The 15248-nt window shown below is 60.1% G+C and carries 13 protein-coding genes and 1 tRNA gene; 5 read left to right on the top strand and 9 right to left on the bottom strand.

The window, feature by feature from the left end:
- The first annotated feature begins 113 nt into the window (after positions 1-113).
- Positions 114-830 (top strand): type IV secretion system protein, encoded by a 717-nt coding sequence (locus ACNFCH_RS22600; RefSeq protein WP_416743911.1) that lies wholly within the window; start codon positions 114-116, stop codon positions 828-830.
- 287 nt (positions 831-1117) lie between these two features.
- Positions 1118-1309, top strand: coding sequence for an antitoxin VbhA family protein (locus ACNFCH_RS22595; protein WP_054573699.1), 192 nt, complete (start codon positions 1118-1120; stop codon positions 1307-1309).
- Positions 1310-1584: 275 nt separating this feature from the next.
- Here the strand turns inward: ACNFCH_RS22595 and ACNFCH_RS22590 are convergent, their stop codons facing one another.
- From ACNFCH_RS22590 to rpsU, 8 genes are all read right to left on the bottom strand, one after another.
- A complete protein-coding gene (locus ACNFCH_RS22590; RefSeq protein ID WP_054573700.1) occupies positions 1585-2418 on the bottom strand; it encodes a hypothetical protein in 834 nt (277 codons plus the stop codon).
- Positions 2415-2651 (bottom strand): hypothetical protein, encoded by a 237-nt coding sequence (locus tag ACNFCH_RS22585; RefSeq protein WP_054573701.1) that lies wholly within the window; start codon positions 2649-2651, stop codon positions 2415-2417. Before ACNFCH_RS22585 ends, ACNFCH_RS22590 begins: the two co-directional genes overlap by 4 nt.
- 238 nt (positions 2652-2889) lie before the next feature.
- Positions 2890-3954, bottom strand: a complete 1065-nt coding sequence (locus ACNFCH_RS22580) for a tyrosine-type recombinase/integrase (RefSeq protein ID WP_004887790.1) — start codon at positions 3952-3954, stop codon at positions 2890-2892.
- Between the two features lie 126 nt (positions 3955-4080).
- Positions 4081-4157 (bottom strand) — tRNA-Ile (locus ACNFCH_RS22575).
- Between the two features lie 15 nt (positions 4158-4172).
- Positions 4173-7916 carry a bifunctional diguanylate cyclase/phosphodiesterase gene (locus ACNFCH_RS22570; RefSeq protein WP_416743908.1) on the bottom strand — a complete coding sequence of 1248 codons (3744 nt, stop codon included), beginning with the start codon at positions 7914-7916 and terminating at the stop codon, positions 4173-4175.
- A gap of 125 nt (positions 7917-8041) precedes the next feature.
- Positions 8042-9895: an RNA polymerase sigma factor RpoD gene (gene rpoD / locus ACNFCH_RS22565; protein WP_416743906.1), complete on the bottom strand. Its 1854-nt coding sequence runs from the start codon at positions 9893-9895 to the stop codon at positions 8042-8044.
- A gap of 67 nt (positions 9896-9962) precedes the next feature.
- Positions 9963-11945 (bottom strand): DNA primase, encoded by a 1983-nt coding sequence (gene dnaG, locus ACNFCH_RS22560; protein ID WP_337159230.1) that lies wholly within the window; start codon positions 11943-11945, stop codon positions 9963-9965.
- A gap of 285 nt (positions 11946-12230) precedes the next feature.
- Entirely contained in the window at positions 12231-12446 is a 216-nt protein-coding gene (rpsU, locus tag ACNFCH_RS22555; protein WP_003255575.1) for a 30S ribosomal protein S21, read from the bottom strand.
- Between the two features lie 206 nt (positions 12447-12652).
- On the opposite strand from rpsU, the gene tsaD reads away from it, so the two are divergent.
- Positions 12653-13678, top strand: a complete 1026-nt coding sequence (tsaD, locus tag ACNFCH_RS22550) for a tRNA (adenosine(37)-N6)-threonylcarbamoyltransferase complex transferase subunit TsaD (RefSeq protein WP_323115307.1) — start codon at positions 12653-12655, stop codon at positions 13676-13678.
- 25 nt (positions 13679-13703) lie between these two features.
- Here tsaD and plsY read toward each other — a convergent pair whose 3' ends face one another.
- On the bottom strand, positions 13704-14273 hold the full coding sequence (plsY, locus tag ACNFCH_RS22545) for a glycerol-3-phosphate 1-O-acyltransferase PlsY (RefSeq protein ID WP_043210374.1): 570 nt from the start codon (positions 14271-14273) through the stop codon (positions 13704-13706).
- Positions 14274-14347: 74 nt separating this feature from the next.
- On the opposite strand from plsY, the gene folB reads away from it, so the two are divergent.
- Both folB and folK read left to right on the top strand, forming a co-directional pair.
- A complete protein-coding gene (gene folB, locus ACNFCH_RS22540) occupies positions 14348-14704 on the top strand; it encodes a dihydroneopterin aldolase (protein ID WP_337159231.1) in 357 nt (118 codons plus the stop codon).
- The gene (folK, locus tag ACNFCH_RS22535; protein WP_337159232.1) at positions 14695-15204 is read left to right on the top strand and encodes a 2-amino-4-hydroxy-6-hydroxymethyldihydropteridine diphosphokinase; all 510 of its coding nucleotides are present in this window, start codon (positions 14695-14697) and stop codon (positions 15202-15204) included. Before folB ends, folK begins: the two co-directional genes overlap by 10 nt.
- Positions 15205-15248 lie beyond the last annotated feature (44 nt).

Here is a 15248-nt window from a genome sequence, read left to right as displayed (position 1 = left end):
CTTGACCGCTTCGATCTTGAATTCTTCGGGGTAACGCTGACGACTCATGGCACCTCCTATTTGGGCCTCATTATGAGGCTTGGAGGTGTCTACGAAACCAGGGGCGATTCACTATGACCGACGGCTTGGATATCTTTTCTGATCTCATTGCTCGTGCAGGGAGGCGTGGGATTACCGAAATAGGCATGATTCTTTATGACGGGGTCATCGCTGGAACGATGCTCTTTGCAACATTCCTGATCACGCTACCCGCTGGAGCGATGATCATTACAGCGAAGGTACTTTTAGCGTTTTTGCTTGGGTGCGGTCCGTTGTTCATTGCAATGCTGCTGTTCGGCCAGATGACCAGCAAGTGGTTCGATCAATGGTTCGCCCAGGTGATGACCTATGTCATTCAGTGTGCTGCTGTCACGTCAGTGCTGACGCTTGGGATGAAATTCTTTTCGGTAATGTTGGCAGATGTGCAGCCCACTGCTGGAAACGGCCCAGCGACCGACATGTTGGAGATCCTCGCGTTGAGCGGGATCGTGCTCTACATGGTTTATCAGGCTTACTCTTTAGGAGGTCAGCTTGCAGGTGGTTTGTCGTCCAGTGCGATCACATTGCGGCAGATGGCGCAGGCGGCGTTGAATCCAGCCAAGGCGGTCTTCAACACAGTTAATCCGATGTCAACGCGCCGTGATCTGCAGTCGGGCATGATGACCACTGCAAGAGGCTTAAATCATGTGATCGCAGGGAACAGCGTTTGGAATCCCGCCTACCGGCAGCACGTCATGCAGAACCTGGGCAAGAACTGGGGTAGGGCGAGAGGAGGGAAAGTCGGCAGTTAAAGGTCTATTGGTGCCGTGGAGCATGCTGCGCGCCCTGGCGGGCTTACCCAAAGGGGCTCTGCCCCTCTGGACTTCCCGCCCTCGCCGGTAGCAGGGGCCGCTGGGAAAGGCATCCAGCAGCCCCCGCATATAGGATTGGAGGTGCGCAGCGTCAAGGGTTCGCTTCGCCGTCATCCTCGCCCGGTCCCGTTTCACGGGCTGCGGCCTCCGGTGACGCCCTTGACACTCGTTGATCTGTTCAGCGCTGAAATTGTCTTGTTTTAGTCACCGACACGAAGGGAAAGCCCGTGAATACTTCGGAGAGCATCATCGTCACGAATGCTGAGCGGGAGCGGCGTCGGAAGGCTGTCGAGTATGCGTGCGTGTCAATCGGGCTTGAGGGCTTTGTATTGAGCGCTGAAGAAAAGCGACGCGCTCAAGCTTTTGTGGACGGGGAGCTCACCTTGGCCGAATTTGTTTCAGCCAGCATTCACGAATAGCTGGAAGCTGGGTCAAGGGCATCACCGCAAGCCGCAGCGGAGCGCAGCCCGGAGGGCGAGCACCGAACGGGTGAGGATGATGGGCGTAGCCGTACCCTTGATGCAGCTGTAAGCGACCAAGCCTAGCGACAGGGGGAGGAACAAGGCGAAGCCGCCGGACCTGCCCCTGCCGCCCGTCCGGCAAGGATAGGACGCGGGATGCAACCGAAGGGGTTGCCCAAGCGGAGCGCGGAGATGAACGGCGAATAATGGCGAGGTTTCACAGCGCTTCGCTCCTACGCTTGTGGCTGCTGATATTTTCTATTCAGAACTGCAGCTATGTGCTTTGGCATGCCGGAGATGTTTGCATCCGCAACCGATCTCGTCTTGATCACCCGCTTCGTTTTGCGGGGCTGGTCTGGCAATGACGAATTCTGCTTATTTGCCATAGCGCGTGCAATCGTGGGCGAGAACTTACCTTCTCTGTAGCGTTTGAGAACTGCTTTGAACCATCTGTTAGGTGCTTTAACTCTGCCCGCTTCCAGATTGCCTGCTAGCTCATCAAGAAGCATCTGAGCGGCTTGTTGGTCCACGTCTATCAACAATGGCTCAATGAGGCTCCGCTCTGTGGCGGCCAGTGTTGGCCATGCGAGCGTATGCTTCGGTGAAGTCTCGCTGGTGTTAGGTTTTGTTCTAGTTTCTTTTATATTGGTATGGTTTGTATTGTTTTCTCTTTTTATTGGTATATCCCCCTGGGGGCCAGGGGATGGTTTCCCGGGCAGTGGCTCACCATGGCATGACCGACCACCCCCTGGTTTTTGGGGGGATGGTTCACTGGGGTTATACGTGACAAAATTCTCCCAGATGATCTTCCCGGATTCATTCTGGAATCGCTCCTGCTTGAAGTAGCCTAGCGCCCGTAGCTCCTTGCTTGTAGCGCTCCATTGCTGCTCGCTGAGGCCGAATTTTCCACGTATGTGGCCGACCCTAAGCTCCCAGCCTTCGTTCTGACCCAGCATCCAAGACAAGATCACGCGCGCACGCCAGCTCAGTCTGCTCTCGGTTAGGACGCTTGCTGGAACAATGCAGTAGGGCGGCTTTTTAACTTTGAAGGTTTGATCCGTGCTCATGGGATTGCACTTCCACGCTCCCCGTCGAGCGACAATACCTCCTTGACCTGGAGGGTGCGGAAATAAACTCGCCGGCCGATCTTGAGCATCGTAGGTTTGAGTCTTTTAGAGATTTCGGTGTTTGAGTAAAGGGCCACTCTGACTCCTTCTGGCGATCGGCCTAATATCGCGGCAATGTCTACGATGCTCATTAGTGGGCCAAAGCGCTCAAGCAAATATTGTTCGGTCGTCATTGTCAATCAACCATAGTTGCTAATAGTTAGGCGTATCTTTGGGTAGTGAAGCGCAGTCGTCAAATGGCTACGCCTCGGTTTTCAACCAAGGCGTATTAGTTTGGATTAAAGACTTTGTTGGTTTGTGGTTGCCAAAATATATGGTTTTGGTTAATTGGCAGACGTGGAAAAGCTAATGTATATAGGGGTTTTCCTGAAATCTATTGTCGGCGAATATGTAATAGAAATTATTTTTTGCCTATTTTTTAGCTTTCAAGCTATCAAGCCTCACCACCAGGTCCTCCGCGCGAAGATGCGTATATCGTTTCAACATCTGCATTGACTTGTGGCCGCTGATGCTAGAAACCTCTTGGTCTGAAAGCCCACCTTCAACCAATCGGCTGACTGCCTCATGGCGAAGGTCGTGGAAGCGGAAATCTGGCATGCCCAGCTTAGATTTGAGCAATCCCCAGATTTTCGTGAAGGCATAAGGGCGCCGCTTCCCGTCCTTTCCAGGTTCACCAAAAAAGATCAAATCGCAATCGATGGGGCGCACAGGGTTTTGAAGCGCTGCTTGGAATGTTGCTGCAGCGAGCTTGCTAAGTGGCACAGTCCGGGCGCTGTCGTTCTTCGTTACCAGAAGGCGTGCTACGCGCTTTTTGACATCGACCTGATGCCGACGTAGCCCTGTGATTTCAGACGATCGCATACCCGTTTCCAAGGCGATGCTGACGATCCATCCGAGCATAGGGTTGCTGTGTTTGTTTACCTCTTTCAGCAAGCGACGTTCCTCGTCTGCTGTAAGCCGACGATTTCGGCCTTCACCTGGGCTCGGTTTCCGAATGTTGAGCACAGGGTTGTATGTGAGTCCGAGGCCCCATTCCTGAATTGCGACAGTGAATAGGTGGCTGAGGAGGGCAAGCTCTAGCCGCACGGTGTTATTGCTGGTGGGTTGGCCGCGGTTGGTCAGGGAGCCCAGGCGTGTATCGCGATAGTTGGCAATAACCTCGGATGACAGAGCCGCCAGCGAGTATTTGCCCAGGTGCTTGATCAACTGCTGAGCCTTGGTCGCCTCGGCCTTCTGCGTGGTGGGCTTCTTGGTAGGGCTGACTTCGCGCAGATACCGCTGCAGCGCATTTTCGAGTGTCAGTCGCTCGGAACCGCTGCGTTGGATATACACACCCCGCACCATTTCATCTTCGGTGCGTCGTGACCAATCCTCGGCGTCACGTTTGGTGCGGAAGGTTTTGGCGTTGGTCGGCCATCCGGTCTTGCGGATGACGGCCTTCCAGGTGCCGGCAGGGGTTTTGACGATTGTGGCCATCTGAAGGACTCCAAAGGCGTGCAAGCGAAGCCGCACTGTACCTAATTTGTACCTTCGGACCATAGGACTGATCCGGCTGCCACAAACCCAGAAAGCTGAAAGCCGCGTAATACGCGGCTTCAAGGTTGGTGGGCCCACACGGACTCGAACCGTGGACCAAAGGATTATGAGTCCTCTGCTCTAACCAACTGAGCTATAGGCCCCAGAGGTGGCCGGGATTATAACGAGGGTTTGAGGTGGGTGCCATCTGAAAGATCTGATAGTGCTATGCGAAGGAAGGTGGTGGCGAATTCCTCTGGCGGCAGGGGCAGGCTGACGATGTAGCCCTGGATCTGCTCGCAACCTTCGCAGGCGAGGAAGTTTTGTTGCGCCTGGTTCTCCACGCCTTCGGCAATGATGGTCAACTGCATGCTGCGCCCCAAGGCGATGATCGCGCGGGTGATGGCGACATCATGGGGGTCGTTCGGCAGGCCGCGAATGAAGGACTGATCGATCTTGAGAATGTCCAAGGGCAGGCGTTTCAGGTAGCTCAGGGACGAATAGCCGGTGCCGAAGTCGTCGATGGCCAGTTGCACACCCAGTGCCTTGAGCTGGTGAAGGATGGCCAAGGCTTCCTCGGCCTGGCTCATGATGAAGTTCTCCGTGATTTCCAGCTGCAGGTCCCCGGCCTTGAGCTGGTAGGTCTTGAGCAGATGCTCGATGCGTCTGGCCAGGTTGGGCTGGCGGAGCTGGGCGCCGGCGAGGTTGATCGACAAGGGGCCGAACGGCTCGTAGGCGCTCTTCCAGGCGTACATCTGCCGGCAGGCCTGCTCCAGTACCCAATCGCCCAACTGCAAGATGGTGCCGTTCTCTTCAGCCAGGTGGATGAACTGTTCCGGCGGGACGTCGCCAAGGGTGGGGTGACGCCAGCGGATCAAGGCCTCGGCGCCGACAAGGTTCTGGGTCTTGAGGCTGAACTTGGGCTGGAAGCACAAGCTCATTTCGTTGCGCTCGATGGCGCGGCGCAATTCATGTTCCAGAGCGATACGCTCGCTGGCCTGGGCGGTGAGGTCGCGGGTATAGGCCTCGACCCGGTTGCGGCCCTTGGCCTTGGAGCGGTACATGGCCGCGTCGGCGTTGCGGATCAGATTGGCGACATCGGTGCCGTCCTGTGGATAGAGGCTGATGCCGATACTGGCGCTCGTGAAGAACTCATGTTCCCCGGCCTCGAACGGGGCGTGGAAGCAGGCCAGCAATTTATTGGCGATGGCGCTGGCATCGCTCGGACGATGCAGGCCAGGCAGAAGGATGATGAATTCATCGCCGCCCAGCCGCGCCACGGTGTCCAGGTCGCGGACTTGCTCTTTGAGGCGCTGGGCGATGCCTCTGAGCAGCAGGTCGCCGACCGGGTGGCCGAGGCTGTCGTTGATGTGCTTGAAGCGATCCAGGTCAAGGAACAGCACCGCGCCTTGGCGGTTGGCCACCTGTGTGCAAGTGAGGGCGGCCTGCAGGCGTTTTTCGAACAATGCACGGTTGGGCAGGCCCGTGAGCGGGTCGTGATGAGCCTGGTAGTCGAGCTTGGCCTGGGCGAGCTTGAGGCTGGAGATGTCGGCGAATACGGCCACGAAGTGAGTGATTTCGTGGTCGCGATTGCGCACTGCGCTGATGGTCAGCCAGCCGGGGTAGAACTCGCCATTCTTGCGCTTGTTGTTGATCTCGCCTTGCCAGTGGCCTTCGGCGGTCAATTGATGCCACATGGCTGCATAGAAGGCGCTGTCATGCTGGCCGGAAGCGAGCAGGCGCGGGGTTTGCCCAAGGGCTTCGATCTCGCTGTAACCGGTGATCTCGCTGAAGGCGCGGTTGACGGCGCTGATGCGCTGGTCGGGATCGGTGATCAGCACGCCTTCGGCGGTGTTCTCGAACACGGTGGCGGCCAGTTGCAGTTTTTCCTGCATCAGGTGGCGCTCGGTGATGTCCCGGGCGATGGTCAGCATGCAATCGGTACTTTCGATCGGTAGCGGCCTTGCAGACAGCTCGCACAGACGAATCTGCCCGTCGCTGCGTCGAATATGGCAGCTGAAGTCCCGCACGAAACCGTCGCGTTGCAGTTGCTCGATCAGCCGCTTGCGTTCGTTGAGGTCGACCCAGATGCCCAGGTCCAGGGAGGTCTGGTCCAGGGCTGGATTGATGTCGTAGCCGGTCAGGCGGCAAAACCCTTCGTTCACTTCGAGCAACAAGCCGTCGCTCTGGCGCGACAACAATAGGCCGTCGGGGGAGGCATGGAAGGCCTTGGCGAACTTTTCCTCGGAGGTCTGCAATTGCTGCTGGGTTTCTTTCAGTTGGCTGATGTCGCGCACCGCCACGACCATGGCCCGGGTGCCGTCGAGGTCGAAGGTCTCGGCCGAGGTCAGGCCGGTGAATACCTGGCCGTTGCTGCGGCGAAAGCTCATTTCCAGGTTGCGTATGCCACCTTGCTGCAGGCGTTCGAGCAGGGCCGGCCCTGCGCCGGCCACGGCCCACAGGTCTAGTTCGGTCGCGGTGCGGCCGATTACTTGGCCGGGGCTCAGGCCGATCTGTTCCTCGAAGGCTTCGTTGACCTCCAGCAGGCAGCCGTCGCTGTGGCGGGCGATCACCAGGATGTCCGGGCATTGCTGGAACACCGAGGCGAACTTTTGCTCCGACAGGCGCAGGGCGTCCTCGGTGCGTTTGGTTTCGCTGATGTCGATCATCAAGCCCCGCAGCAATGGGCGGTGGCCGTGCTCGATCATGCTGACGATATTGCGCACCCAGAGGGCGTGACCGTCGGCACGGATCACCCGGTAGTCGAGGCTGTGGTCACGCCCGGCGGCGGTTTCGCTGTCGCAATAGGCTTGGGCCCAGAGCGCATCCTCAGGGTGCAGGATGCTGCGCCAGAAGCCGGGGCGTAGCCAATCGCTCAGCGGATAGCCCAGGAGGTCTTCGGCATGGGGTGAGACATAGCTGTAGGTGAAGTCGTTGGCATCGGCCTCCCAGGCGATGGCGGACAGGCTTTCGACCAGGCTGCGGTAGTGATACTCGCTGCTGCGCAGCTCCTGTTCGAGAGCGATACGCCGGGAAATTTCCGAACTCAGGCGGCGATTGATGCGGATGACTACCGCCAGGCCGGCAAGCAGCAGCAGGACCGCAGGCAGCCCGTAGAGCAGCATGTCGTTCCAGAACGACCGTTGATCGACCACATTGCCAACCCAGCGTTGCTGGATGTGGCTGATTTCAGCCGTGGTCATGTCGGCCATGACCTTGTCGAGAATGCCGACCAGAATCTTGTTGTCCTTCTGGACGGCCATGGCCAGTTGATAGCGGTAGGGCGTCTCACCGCTGACGTACAGGCCATCGAGCTTGAGCTGGCGCAGGGCCCAGATGCTCGAGGCGAGGTCGCCGACCACCGCGTCCACTTCATCTGTCGCCAGGGCCTGGAGGGAGGAGCTGACGTTGGGCAGCGCCACCAGGTTCAGGTCCGGGTGTTGGGTGCGCAGTAGTTCATGGGGGGCGTAGTTCTCCACCACGGCCACTTTCAACCCGTACAGGTCTTCCAGGGTACGAGGCTGCGGACCGCCTTTGTGGGCCAGGATGACGATGGGGAAGTCGAGGTAGGGGCGGGAGAAGGCGAGGTATTTCTGACGCTCCGGGGTCGACATGATGCCTGGAAGCACGTCGAGCCGATTTTCCTTGGCCTGTTGAAGCACCTCGGTCCAGTTGCTGGGCTCGATCGGTTTGAGCGATATGCCCAGACGCTCCTGGATCAGGCTGATGTAATCGGCGGCCAATCCCTGGTAACGGCCGTCTTGGTCGCGGAACTCGAAGGGCGGCCAGGAGGCATCGACGCCCAGGCGCAGGTGTGGGTGAGCGCTGAGCCAGGATTTTTCTTCATCGGTCAGGGTCAGGGCGCCGGCCGTTGTGTTCCACGCAAGCAGAATCAGCAACAGAAGGGCCGGCACAAAGGACATAGCGGCCTCTCATTCAGGTGGTCTGCCTTCGAGTGTAGACGGGCAATGGCCGAGCGGAGAGGCGATCGCGTCGGGATTGTCACTTGCCTGAAAAGAAAAACCCCGGCCTGGGCCGGGGTTTGTCATCACTCGTCGAGGAAGGAGCGCAGATGCTCGCTTCGCGTCGGGTGGCGCAGCTTGCGCAGCGCCTTGGCTTCGATCTGACGGATCCGCTCGCGGGTCACGTCGAACTGCTTGCCTACCTCTTCGAGGGTATGGTCGGTGTTCATGTCGATACCGAAACGCATGCGCAGCACCTTGGCTTCGCGTGCGGTCAGGCCCGAGAGCACGTCGCGGGTAGCTTCCTTGAGGCTTTCGACCGTGGCCACGTCGATCGGGGACTGCATGGTCGAGTCCTCGATGAAGTCGCCCAGGTGCGAATCTTCGTCGTCACCGATCGGAGTCTCCATGGAGATCGGTTCCTTGGCGATCTTCAACACCTTGCGGATCTTGTCCTCAGGCATTTCCATGCGCTCGCCCAGCTCTTCCGGCGTCGGTTCGCGACCCATTTCCTGCAGCATCTGGCGGGAAATACGGTTGAGCTTGTTGATCGTCTCGATCATGTGCACCGGAATACGGATGGTGCGCGCCTGGTCGGCGATCGAGCGGGTGATCGCCTGGCGAATCCACCAGGTGGCGTACGTCGAGAACTTGTAGCCGCGACGGTATTCGAACTTGTCCACCGCTTTCATCAGGCCGATGTTGCCTTCCTGGATCAAGTCCAGGAATTGCAGGCCACGGTTGGTGTACTTCTTGGCGATGGAGATCACCAGACGCAGGTTCGCCTCGACCATTTCTTTCTTGGCGCGCCGGGCCTTGGCCTCACCGATCGACATGCGACGGTTGATTTCCTTGATCTCGGCGACGGTCAGACCGGTTTCGTTCTCAAGGTCGATCAACTTCTGCTGGCAGGCGACGATCGCAGCGTCTTTCTCACCCAGGGCGGCAGCCCACTTGGTGTTGCGCTTGGACAGGTCACCGCTCCAGGTCTGGTCGGTCTCGTTGCTCGGGAACAGGCGCAGGAAGTCGGCGCGAGGCATGCGAGCGTCACGGACGCACAGCTGCATAATGGCGCGTTCCTGGGCACGCAGGCGTTCCAGGGCGCTGCGCACGCGCTCGACCAGAACGTCGAACTGCTTGGGCACCAGTTTGATGGGCATGAACAGGTCTGCCAGCGCCTGGAGGGCTTCGATGCTCTCCTTGCCGCTGCGACCGTGTTTCTTCAGAACCTTGCCGGTGGCCTGGAGCTGATCGGCGACGGCGCCGAAACGCTGGCGGGCGACTTCTGGATCCGGGCCGCTTTCGCCCTCGTCCTCGCTGTCGTCGCTGCTTTCTTCGCTTTCTTCTTCTTCGTCGTCGTCTTCCTTGGCGGCTGCGGCCTTGGCGCCGGGGATCGGCACTTCTTCGGTCGGCGCGGCAATGTTGTCGTCAGGGTCGATGTAACCGCTGAGGACATCGGACAGACGGCCACCTTCGGTGGTGACGCGATCGTATTCGCTGAGGATGTAGTCGACAGTCCCCGGGAAATGGGCGATGGCGCCCATGACTTCGCGAATGCCTTCCTCGATGCGCTTGGCGATTTCGATCTCGCCTTCGCGGGTCAGCAGCTCGACGGTACCCATTTCGCGCATGTACATGCGCACCGGGTCGGTCGTGCGGCCGATATCGGTTTCGACTGCTGCCAACGCTGCGGCGGCTTCTTCGGCTGCGGCTTCGTCGGTGTCGGCTTCCGCCAACAGCAGGGCATCCGCATCCGGAGCACTCTCGAATACGTTGATCCCCATGTCGTTGATCATGCGGATGATGTCTTCCACCTGTTCCGGATCTGAAATATCCTCAGGCAGGTGGTCGTTGACCTCCGCGTAAGTCAGGTAGCCCTGCTCACGACCACGGGTGATCAACTCTTTGATACGAGATTGCTGTTGCGCTTTTCCGGACATAACACCCTATCCACTGAAGGTCTTGGCGGGCAAAAAACAAGCCGAGGATTATACCCGAGCATGGACCTCACGCGCCAGATGAGGTCGGGGTTTGTGCGGGAACATTCCGGCTCAGCAGGGCGAGGAGCTGCGATTTTTCCTCGGTGCTCAACTCGCTTTGACGTGCTTTCCTGAGCAGATGTTCCAGGCTGCGCTCGCGTTGGCGGGCGGACAAGCTAGTTATAGTGTCGAAAAACTGTTGTTCAAGGTTGTCGGCATCGATCAGCCATTCCTTTTCCGCCAGGGCCCGCAGCAGGCGGCCTTGTTCGGTGCCGTGCCAGCGTGCGATCAACTGCATTGAGCTTAGCTTAGGATTCTTCTGTGCGGCTTCGATCAGGGCCACCAGCAACTGGCTGTAGAGATGCTCTTCGTCGGCAAAATGGCTGGCATCTTCCACCTTTCCGGCCAGCAACGGGTAATGCAGCAGGGTGCGCAGGGCCGACAGGGTCGGCGGCTCGACCGGCGCCGGGACACGCGGCGGCGCTTCGCCACGCTGGCCGTCGCGTTGCCAAGGCTTGCCGCCTTTCTTGTCCCAGGGCTTGCCCTCCCACGGTTTCTTTGCGCCCTTGTTCGGGGTCCATGGTCGCTGTTCCTGCTGGGCGGGCGCGTAGTCAGGCTGATGCGCATCGCTGTAGTCAGGGGCGTAGCTGGCCATGGCGTCATAGTCATAGCCTGGGTCGTAGTCCGGCACGCTGGGCGCTGGCGTGTGTTGTGCCAGTTGCTCGACCTGCTGAGGGTCGAGGCCGGTGATTTCCTTCAGGCGATTGCGCATGAGCTGACGCAAGTTGGCGCCCGGAATCTTTTCTATCAGCGGTGCGGCCAATGTGGCCATATGCGCCTTGCCTTCCAGCGAGCGAGGGTCTGCCTCGTTGCTCAATTGCTCGAAGAAGTAGTCCGCCAGCGGCTGGGCGTGCTGATTGATGCGCGCCATGAAGGCGTCGGTGCCTTCGGCGCGGACCAGGCTGTCCGGGTCCTCACCTTCGGGCAGGAACAGAAAGCGCGCCCGACGCCCGTCCTGCAGGCTGGCCAAGGTGGACTCCAGGGCGCGCCAGGCGGCCTTGCGGCCTGCCTGGTCGCCATCGAAGCAGAACAGGACACTCGGTACCACGCGGAACAGGCGTTTGAGATGCTCTTCGCTGGTCGCCGTGCCGAGAGTTGCCACCGCGTTGCGCAGGCCTTGCTGGGCGAGGGCGATGACGTCCATGTAGCCCTCTACCACGATGATTTCATCGAGGTTGCGGTTGTGTTTTCGTGCTTCGAACAGGCCGTAAAGTTCTTGGCCTTTGTGGAAGACCGGGGTTTCCGGGGAGTTCAGGTACTTGGGTTTGTCATCGCCCAAGACCCTGCCGCCAAAGGCGATGACCCTGCCGCGGCTGTCGCGGATCGGAAACATCACTCGGTCGCGGAAGCGGTCGTAGCGCTTGCCGCTCTCGGCGTTCTCGATCAGCAGGCCTGCGTCGATCATCACTTTCTGTTGCAGGCTGTCGGCACCCAGGTGTTTGAGCAGGTTGTCCCAGCCCGGAGGTGCGAAGCCCAGGCCGAAGTCGCGGGCGATCTCGCCCGACAAGCCGCGGCCTTTGAGGTAGTCCACCGCCGCTTTGCGGGTCGGGTGAGCGCGCAACGCCTGGCGATAGAACTCGGCAGCGGCTTCGAGCAGCGGGTAGAGCGGTGAGTCGGTGGGCTGGCGGGGCTTCTGCCCGCGGCGGCCTTCCTCTCGCGGTACTTCCATGCCCGCGGCGCGGGCCAGTTCCTCCACGGCCTGGGGAAAGTCCAGGTTGTCGTGGTCCATGATGAAGCCGAGCGCGTTGCCGCCGGCGCCGCAGCCGAAGCAATAATAGAATTGCTTGTCGGGGCTGACGGTGAAGGAGGGGCTTTTCTCCTTGTGGAACGGGCAGCAGGCGGAGAGATTCTTGCCGGTTTTCTTCAGTTGGACGCGCGAACTCACCACGTCGACGATGTCGGTGCGGTTGAGAAGGTCGTCAATGAAGCTTTGGGGAATCAGCCCGGCCATGGCAGTCTCGTCATCTGGCAGCTGGCAAGTCTAATCGCTACGCGCGGGTTCGGGGCGAGTAGTGCGGTGCGGGAAGTGTGAGGAAAAATGTGCTCGTCAGCCACGGAGGGCTCGTCAGTCACGACGTGCACGACTGGTCGAGGACCAGCTCTGACGTGTTCAGGCAGGTTGCCCCGGAGTTGTTGCAAGGGGCGCCTCGGGCATGAGCCTGAGGTTTGAAACAACCGCTGCCATCAACCCGGCACAGGGCCGGGCGGGGCAGAAGCTTTGCGTAGAACGCCTGTATTAGTACAGACGAACGGCGCGGCGCTGTTCGCGCTGAACCTTCTTGGCGTGACGCTTTACAGCGGCAGCAGCTTTGCGCTTGCGCTCGGCGGTCGGCTTCTCATAAAACTCGCGGCTACGAACTTCAGCCAGTACACCGGCTTTTTCGCAGGAGCGCTTGAAACGACGCAGAGCTACGTCGAAGGGTTCGTTCTCTTTAACTTTGACGGCTGGCATCCAGGGCTACCTTCATTCATTACCGGGGTAGACGTGCTCCTGGCAAAACAAAAAGGTGTGCTGGAGAACGTCGGTTTTCAAGGGTTGCGGATGTTAACCCTTAGCTGGCCGGAATGCAAAGCCTCTGATCGAAAACCGCTGGTCGGCATGGGGTACGAGGACTATCATGCGCGCCTTCGAATTCAGCCTCGACAAGGCACGGACCCATGCTAGTACTGGGATTGGAAACATCCTGCGACGAAACCGGCGTCGCATTATATGACAGCGAACGCGGCCTGCTGGCCGATGCACTGTTCAGTCAGATCGACCTGCACCGCGTCTATGGCGGCGTTGTGCCTGAGCTGGCCTCGCGTGATCACGTCAAGCGCATGCTGCCGTTGATCCGCCAGGTGCTGGCTGAGGCCGACTGCGTGGCTACCGAGATCGACGCGATCGCCTACACCGCGGGCCCCGGCCTGGTCGGCGCCCTGTTGGTGGGGGCTTCCTGCGCCCAGGCGCTGGCGTTCGCTTGGGACATCCCGGCGATCGGCGTGCATCACATGGAAGGCCATCTGCTGGCGCCCATGTTGGAAGAAACCCCGCCACAGTTCCCGTTCGTCGCCTTGTTGGTCTCTGGCGGGCATACCCAGCTGGTACGGGTCGATGGCATCGGCCAATACGAGCTGCTCGGCGAAAGCCTGGACGATGCGGCAGGCGAGGCGTTCGACAAGACGGCCAAGCTGATCGGCCTGAACTACCCCGGCGGCCCGGAAATCGCGCGCCTGGCCGAGAAAGGCGTGCCGGGGCGTTTCGTGTTCCCGCGGCCGATGACCGATCGTCCGGGCCTGGAATTCAGCTTCAGTGGTCTGAAGACCTTCGCCCTGAATACCTGGCAGCAATGCCGGGACGCGGGCGATGACAGCGAGCAGACCCGTTGCGACCTTTCGCTGGCGTTCCAGCAGGCGGTGGTCGAGACATTGACCATCAAGTGCAAGCGCGCGCTCAAGCAAACGGGCCTCAAGCGTTTGGTCATCGCTGGCGGCGTGAGCGCCAACAAGGCCCTGCGCGCCTCGCTGGAAACCATGCTCGCCAGTCTCCATGGCAACGTTTACTACGCGCGCCCCCAGTTCTGCACCGACAATGGCGCGATGATCGCCTATGCCGGTTGCCAGCGGCTGCTGGCCGGGCAACGTCAGGATCTGGCGATCAGCGTGCAGGCGCGCTGGCCGATGGAGCAGTTGTCGGCTGTGTGAGGCGGGGTATTGCCGGGCAGATCATTCAGAAATGTCGTTCGCGCCCGGCAAACAGGTCGCGTAGATTGCTGCGGTGGCGCCAGACGATGAGTACTGTAAGCACGGTGATGGGCAGCAGTGCCTCGGGCTCGCGCCACGCCAGCAATGGCAGCGTCAGTGGTGTGGCTATCAATGCGGCGAGCGAGCTGGTGCGGGTGAGGTAGAAGGTCAGCAGCCAGGCCGCGATGGCCAGCAAGGCGGCCGGGAAGTAGAGCCCCATGAGCATGCCGGCCGCGGTGGCCACACCCTTGCCGCCCTTGAAGCAGAAATACAGCGGGAACAGATGGCCGATGACCGCGCAAAGGCCGATCCAGGCTTGCTCTTGCAAGCCGAGGCCGGCCAGTTGGGCGAGCAGCACGGGCAACAGCCCCTTGCACAGGTCGCCCAGCAGGGTCAGGATCGCCAGCTTGCGGCCCGCCAGGCGTAGCATGTTGGTCGCGCCGGCATTGCCTGAACCGCTTGAACGCGGGTCCGGGCTGCCGCTGAGGCGGCTGAGGACGATGGCGAAGGACAGAGAGCCGAGCAGGTAGGCGAGCAGCGCCAATAACCAAAACATGCTAACTATTCCGGGCGAGGACGCCTTGATTCTAACGGCGCCAGTCGCCCTTGTCGTGCTGTGGAGAGAAGTGCTTGGACAGAGTGTTCATCGAAGGCCTGGAAGTCGATACCGTCATTGGTGCCTATGACTGGGAGCGGGATATTCGCCAGTGCCTGCGCCTGGACCTGAGTTTCGCCTGGGACAACCGCCCGGCGGCGGCAGGTGACGATCTGAGCCTGGCCCTGGACTATGCCAGCGTGAGTGCGCGTATCCAGGCATTCGCCGAGCAGGCCCGTTACGAACTGGTGGAAACCTTCGCCGAACGCCTGGTTGCGGCGCTGATGGAAGAATTCAACATCCCTTGGGTACGCCTGAAACTGACCAAGCCGGGCGCCGTGCCGGCGGCCCGTGGCGGTGTTGGCGTGGAGATCGAGCGCGGATGTCTTTAAGCACGGTTTACCTGGGCCTTGGCAGCAACATCGACCGACAAGCGCACCTGTGCGCCGGTCTCGATGCCCTGGCGGGCTGTCTGCAGGACATGCATTGCTCGCCTGTGTTCGAGAGCCAGGCGGTAGGCATCAAGAGCGGGCCTTTCTACAACCTGGTGGTGACCGGCAAGACCGACCTACCGTTGCTGGAGTTGGACCGTCGGCTCAAGTTCATCGAGGCGGACAACGGCCGCTACGCGCCTGAGCGCAAGGGCCTGCCCCTGGATATCGACGTGTTGATGTACGACGACTTGCTGGGGACGTTCAACGGCCTGGTGTTGCCGAGGGCTGAAATCCTCAAGAACGCTTTCGTGCTGTGGCCGCTGTCGTTGATTGCGCCTGAGTTGGTGCATCCCAGCGAGGGCAAGAGCATGGCTCAGCTGTGGCAGGAGGCCCGTATCGATCAAGTGCTGGCGCCTGTTCCGTTCGAGTGGCGCGGGTTGCAATTGACGCCTGCGTAGCGCCTCTAGCACCACGCTGTGTGAGCGCGGGTCCGCTCACACAG

Source organism: Pseudomonas sp. NY15354 (assembly GCF_048068075.1).
In the GTDB taxonomy this organism is placed as follows: Bacteria; Pseudomonadota; Gammaproteobacteria; order Pseudomonadales; family Pseudomonadaceae; genus Aquipseudomonas; species Aquipseudomonas guariconensis_C.
The sequence above is the reverse complement of the archived record's forward strand: the minus strand, read 5'-3'. Positions and strand labels throughout refer to the sequence as shown.

Excerpts from the sequence above, each read along its gene's own strand:
- ACNFCH_RS22600 (WP_416743911.1), top strand. The coding sequence starts at position 114 with ATGACCGACGGCTTGGATATCTTTTCTGATCTCATTGCTCGTGCAGGG.
- ACNFCH_RS22590 (WP_054573700.1), bottom strand. The coding sequence starts at position 2,418 with ATGAGCACGGATCAAACCTTCAAAGTTAAAAAGCCGCCCTACTGCATT.
- ACNFCH_RS22585 (WP_054573701.1), bottom strand. The coding sequence starts at position 2,651 with ATGACGACCGAACAATATTTGCTTGAGCGCTTTGGCCCACTAATGAGC.
- ACNFCH_RS22580 (WP_004887790.1), bottom strand. The coding sequence starts at position 3,954 with ATGGCCACAATCGTCAAAACCCCTGCCGGCACCTGGAAGGCCGTCATC.
- ACNFCH_RS22570 (WP_416743908.1), bottom strand. The coding sequence starts at position 7,916 with ATGTCCTTTGTGCCGGCCCTTCTGTTGCTGATTCTGCTTGCGTGGAAC.
- rpoD (WP_416743906.1), bottom strand. The coding sequence starts at position 9,895 with ATGTCCGGAAAAGCGCAACAGCAATCTCGTATCAAAGAGTTGATCACC.
- dnaG (WP_337159230.1), bottom strand. The coding sequence starts at position 11,945 with ATGGCCGGGCTGATTCCCCAAAGCTTCATTGACGACCTTCTCAACCGC.
- rpsU (WP_003255575.1), bottom strand. The coding sequence starts at position 12,446 with ATGCCAGCCGTCAAAGTTAAAGAGAACGAACCCTTCGACGTAGCTCTG.
- tsaD (WP_323115307.1), top strand. The coding sequence starts at position 12,653 with ATGCTAGTACTGGGATTGGAAACATCCTGCGACGAAACCGGCGTCGCA.
- plsY (WP_043210374.1), bottom strand. The coding sequence starts at position 14,273 with ATGTTTTGGTTATTGGCGCTGCTCGCCTACCTGCTCGGCTCTCTGTCC.
- folK (WP_337159232.1), top strand. The coding sequence starts at position 14,695 with ATGTCTTTAAGCACGGTTTACCTGGGCCTTGGCAGCAACATCGACCGA.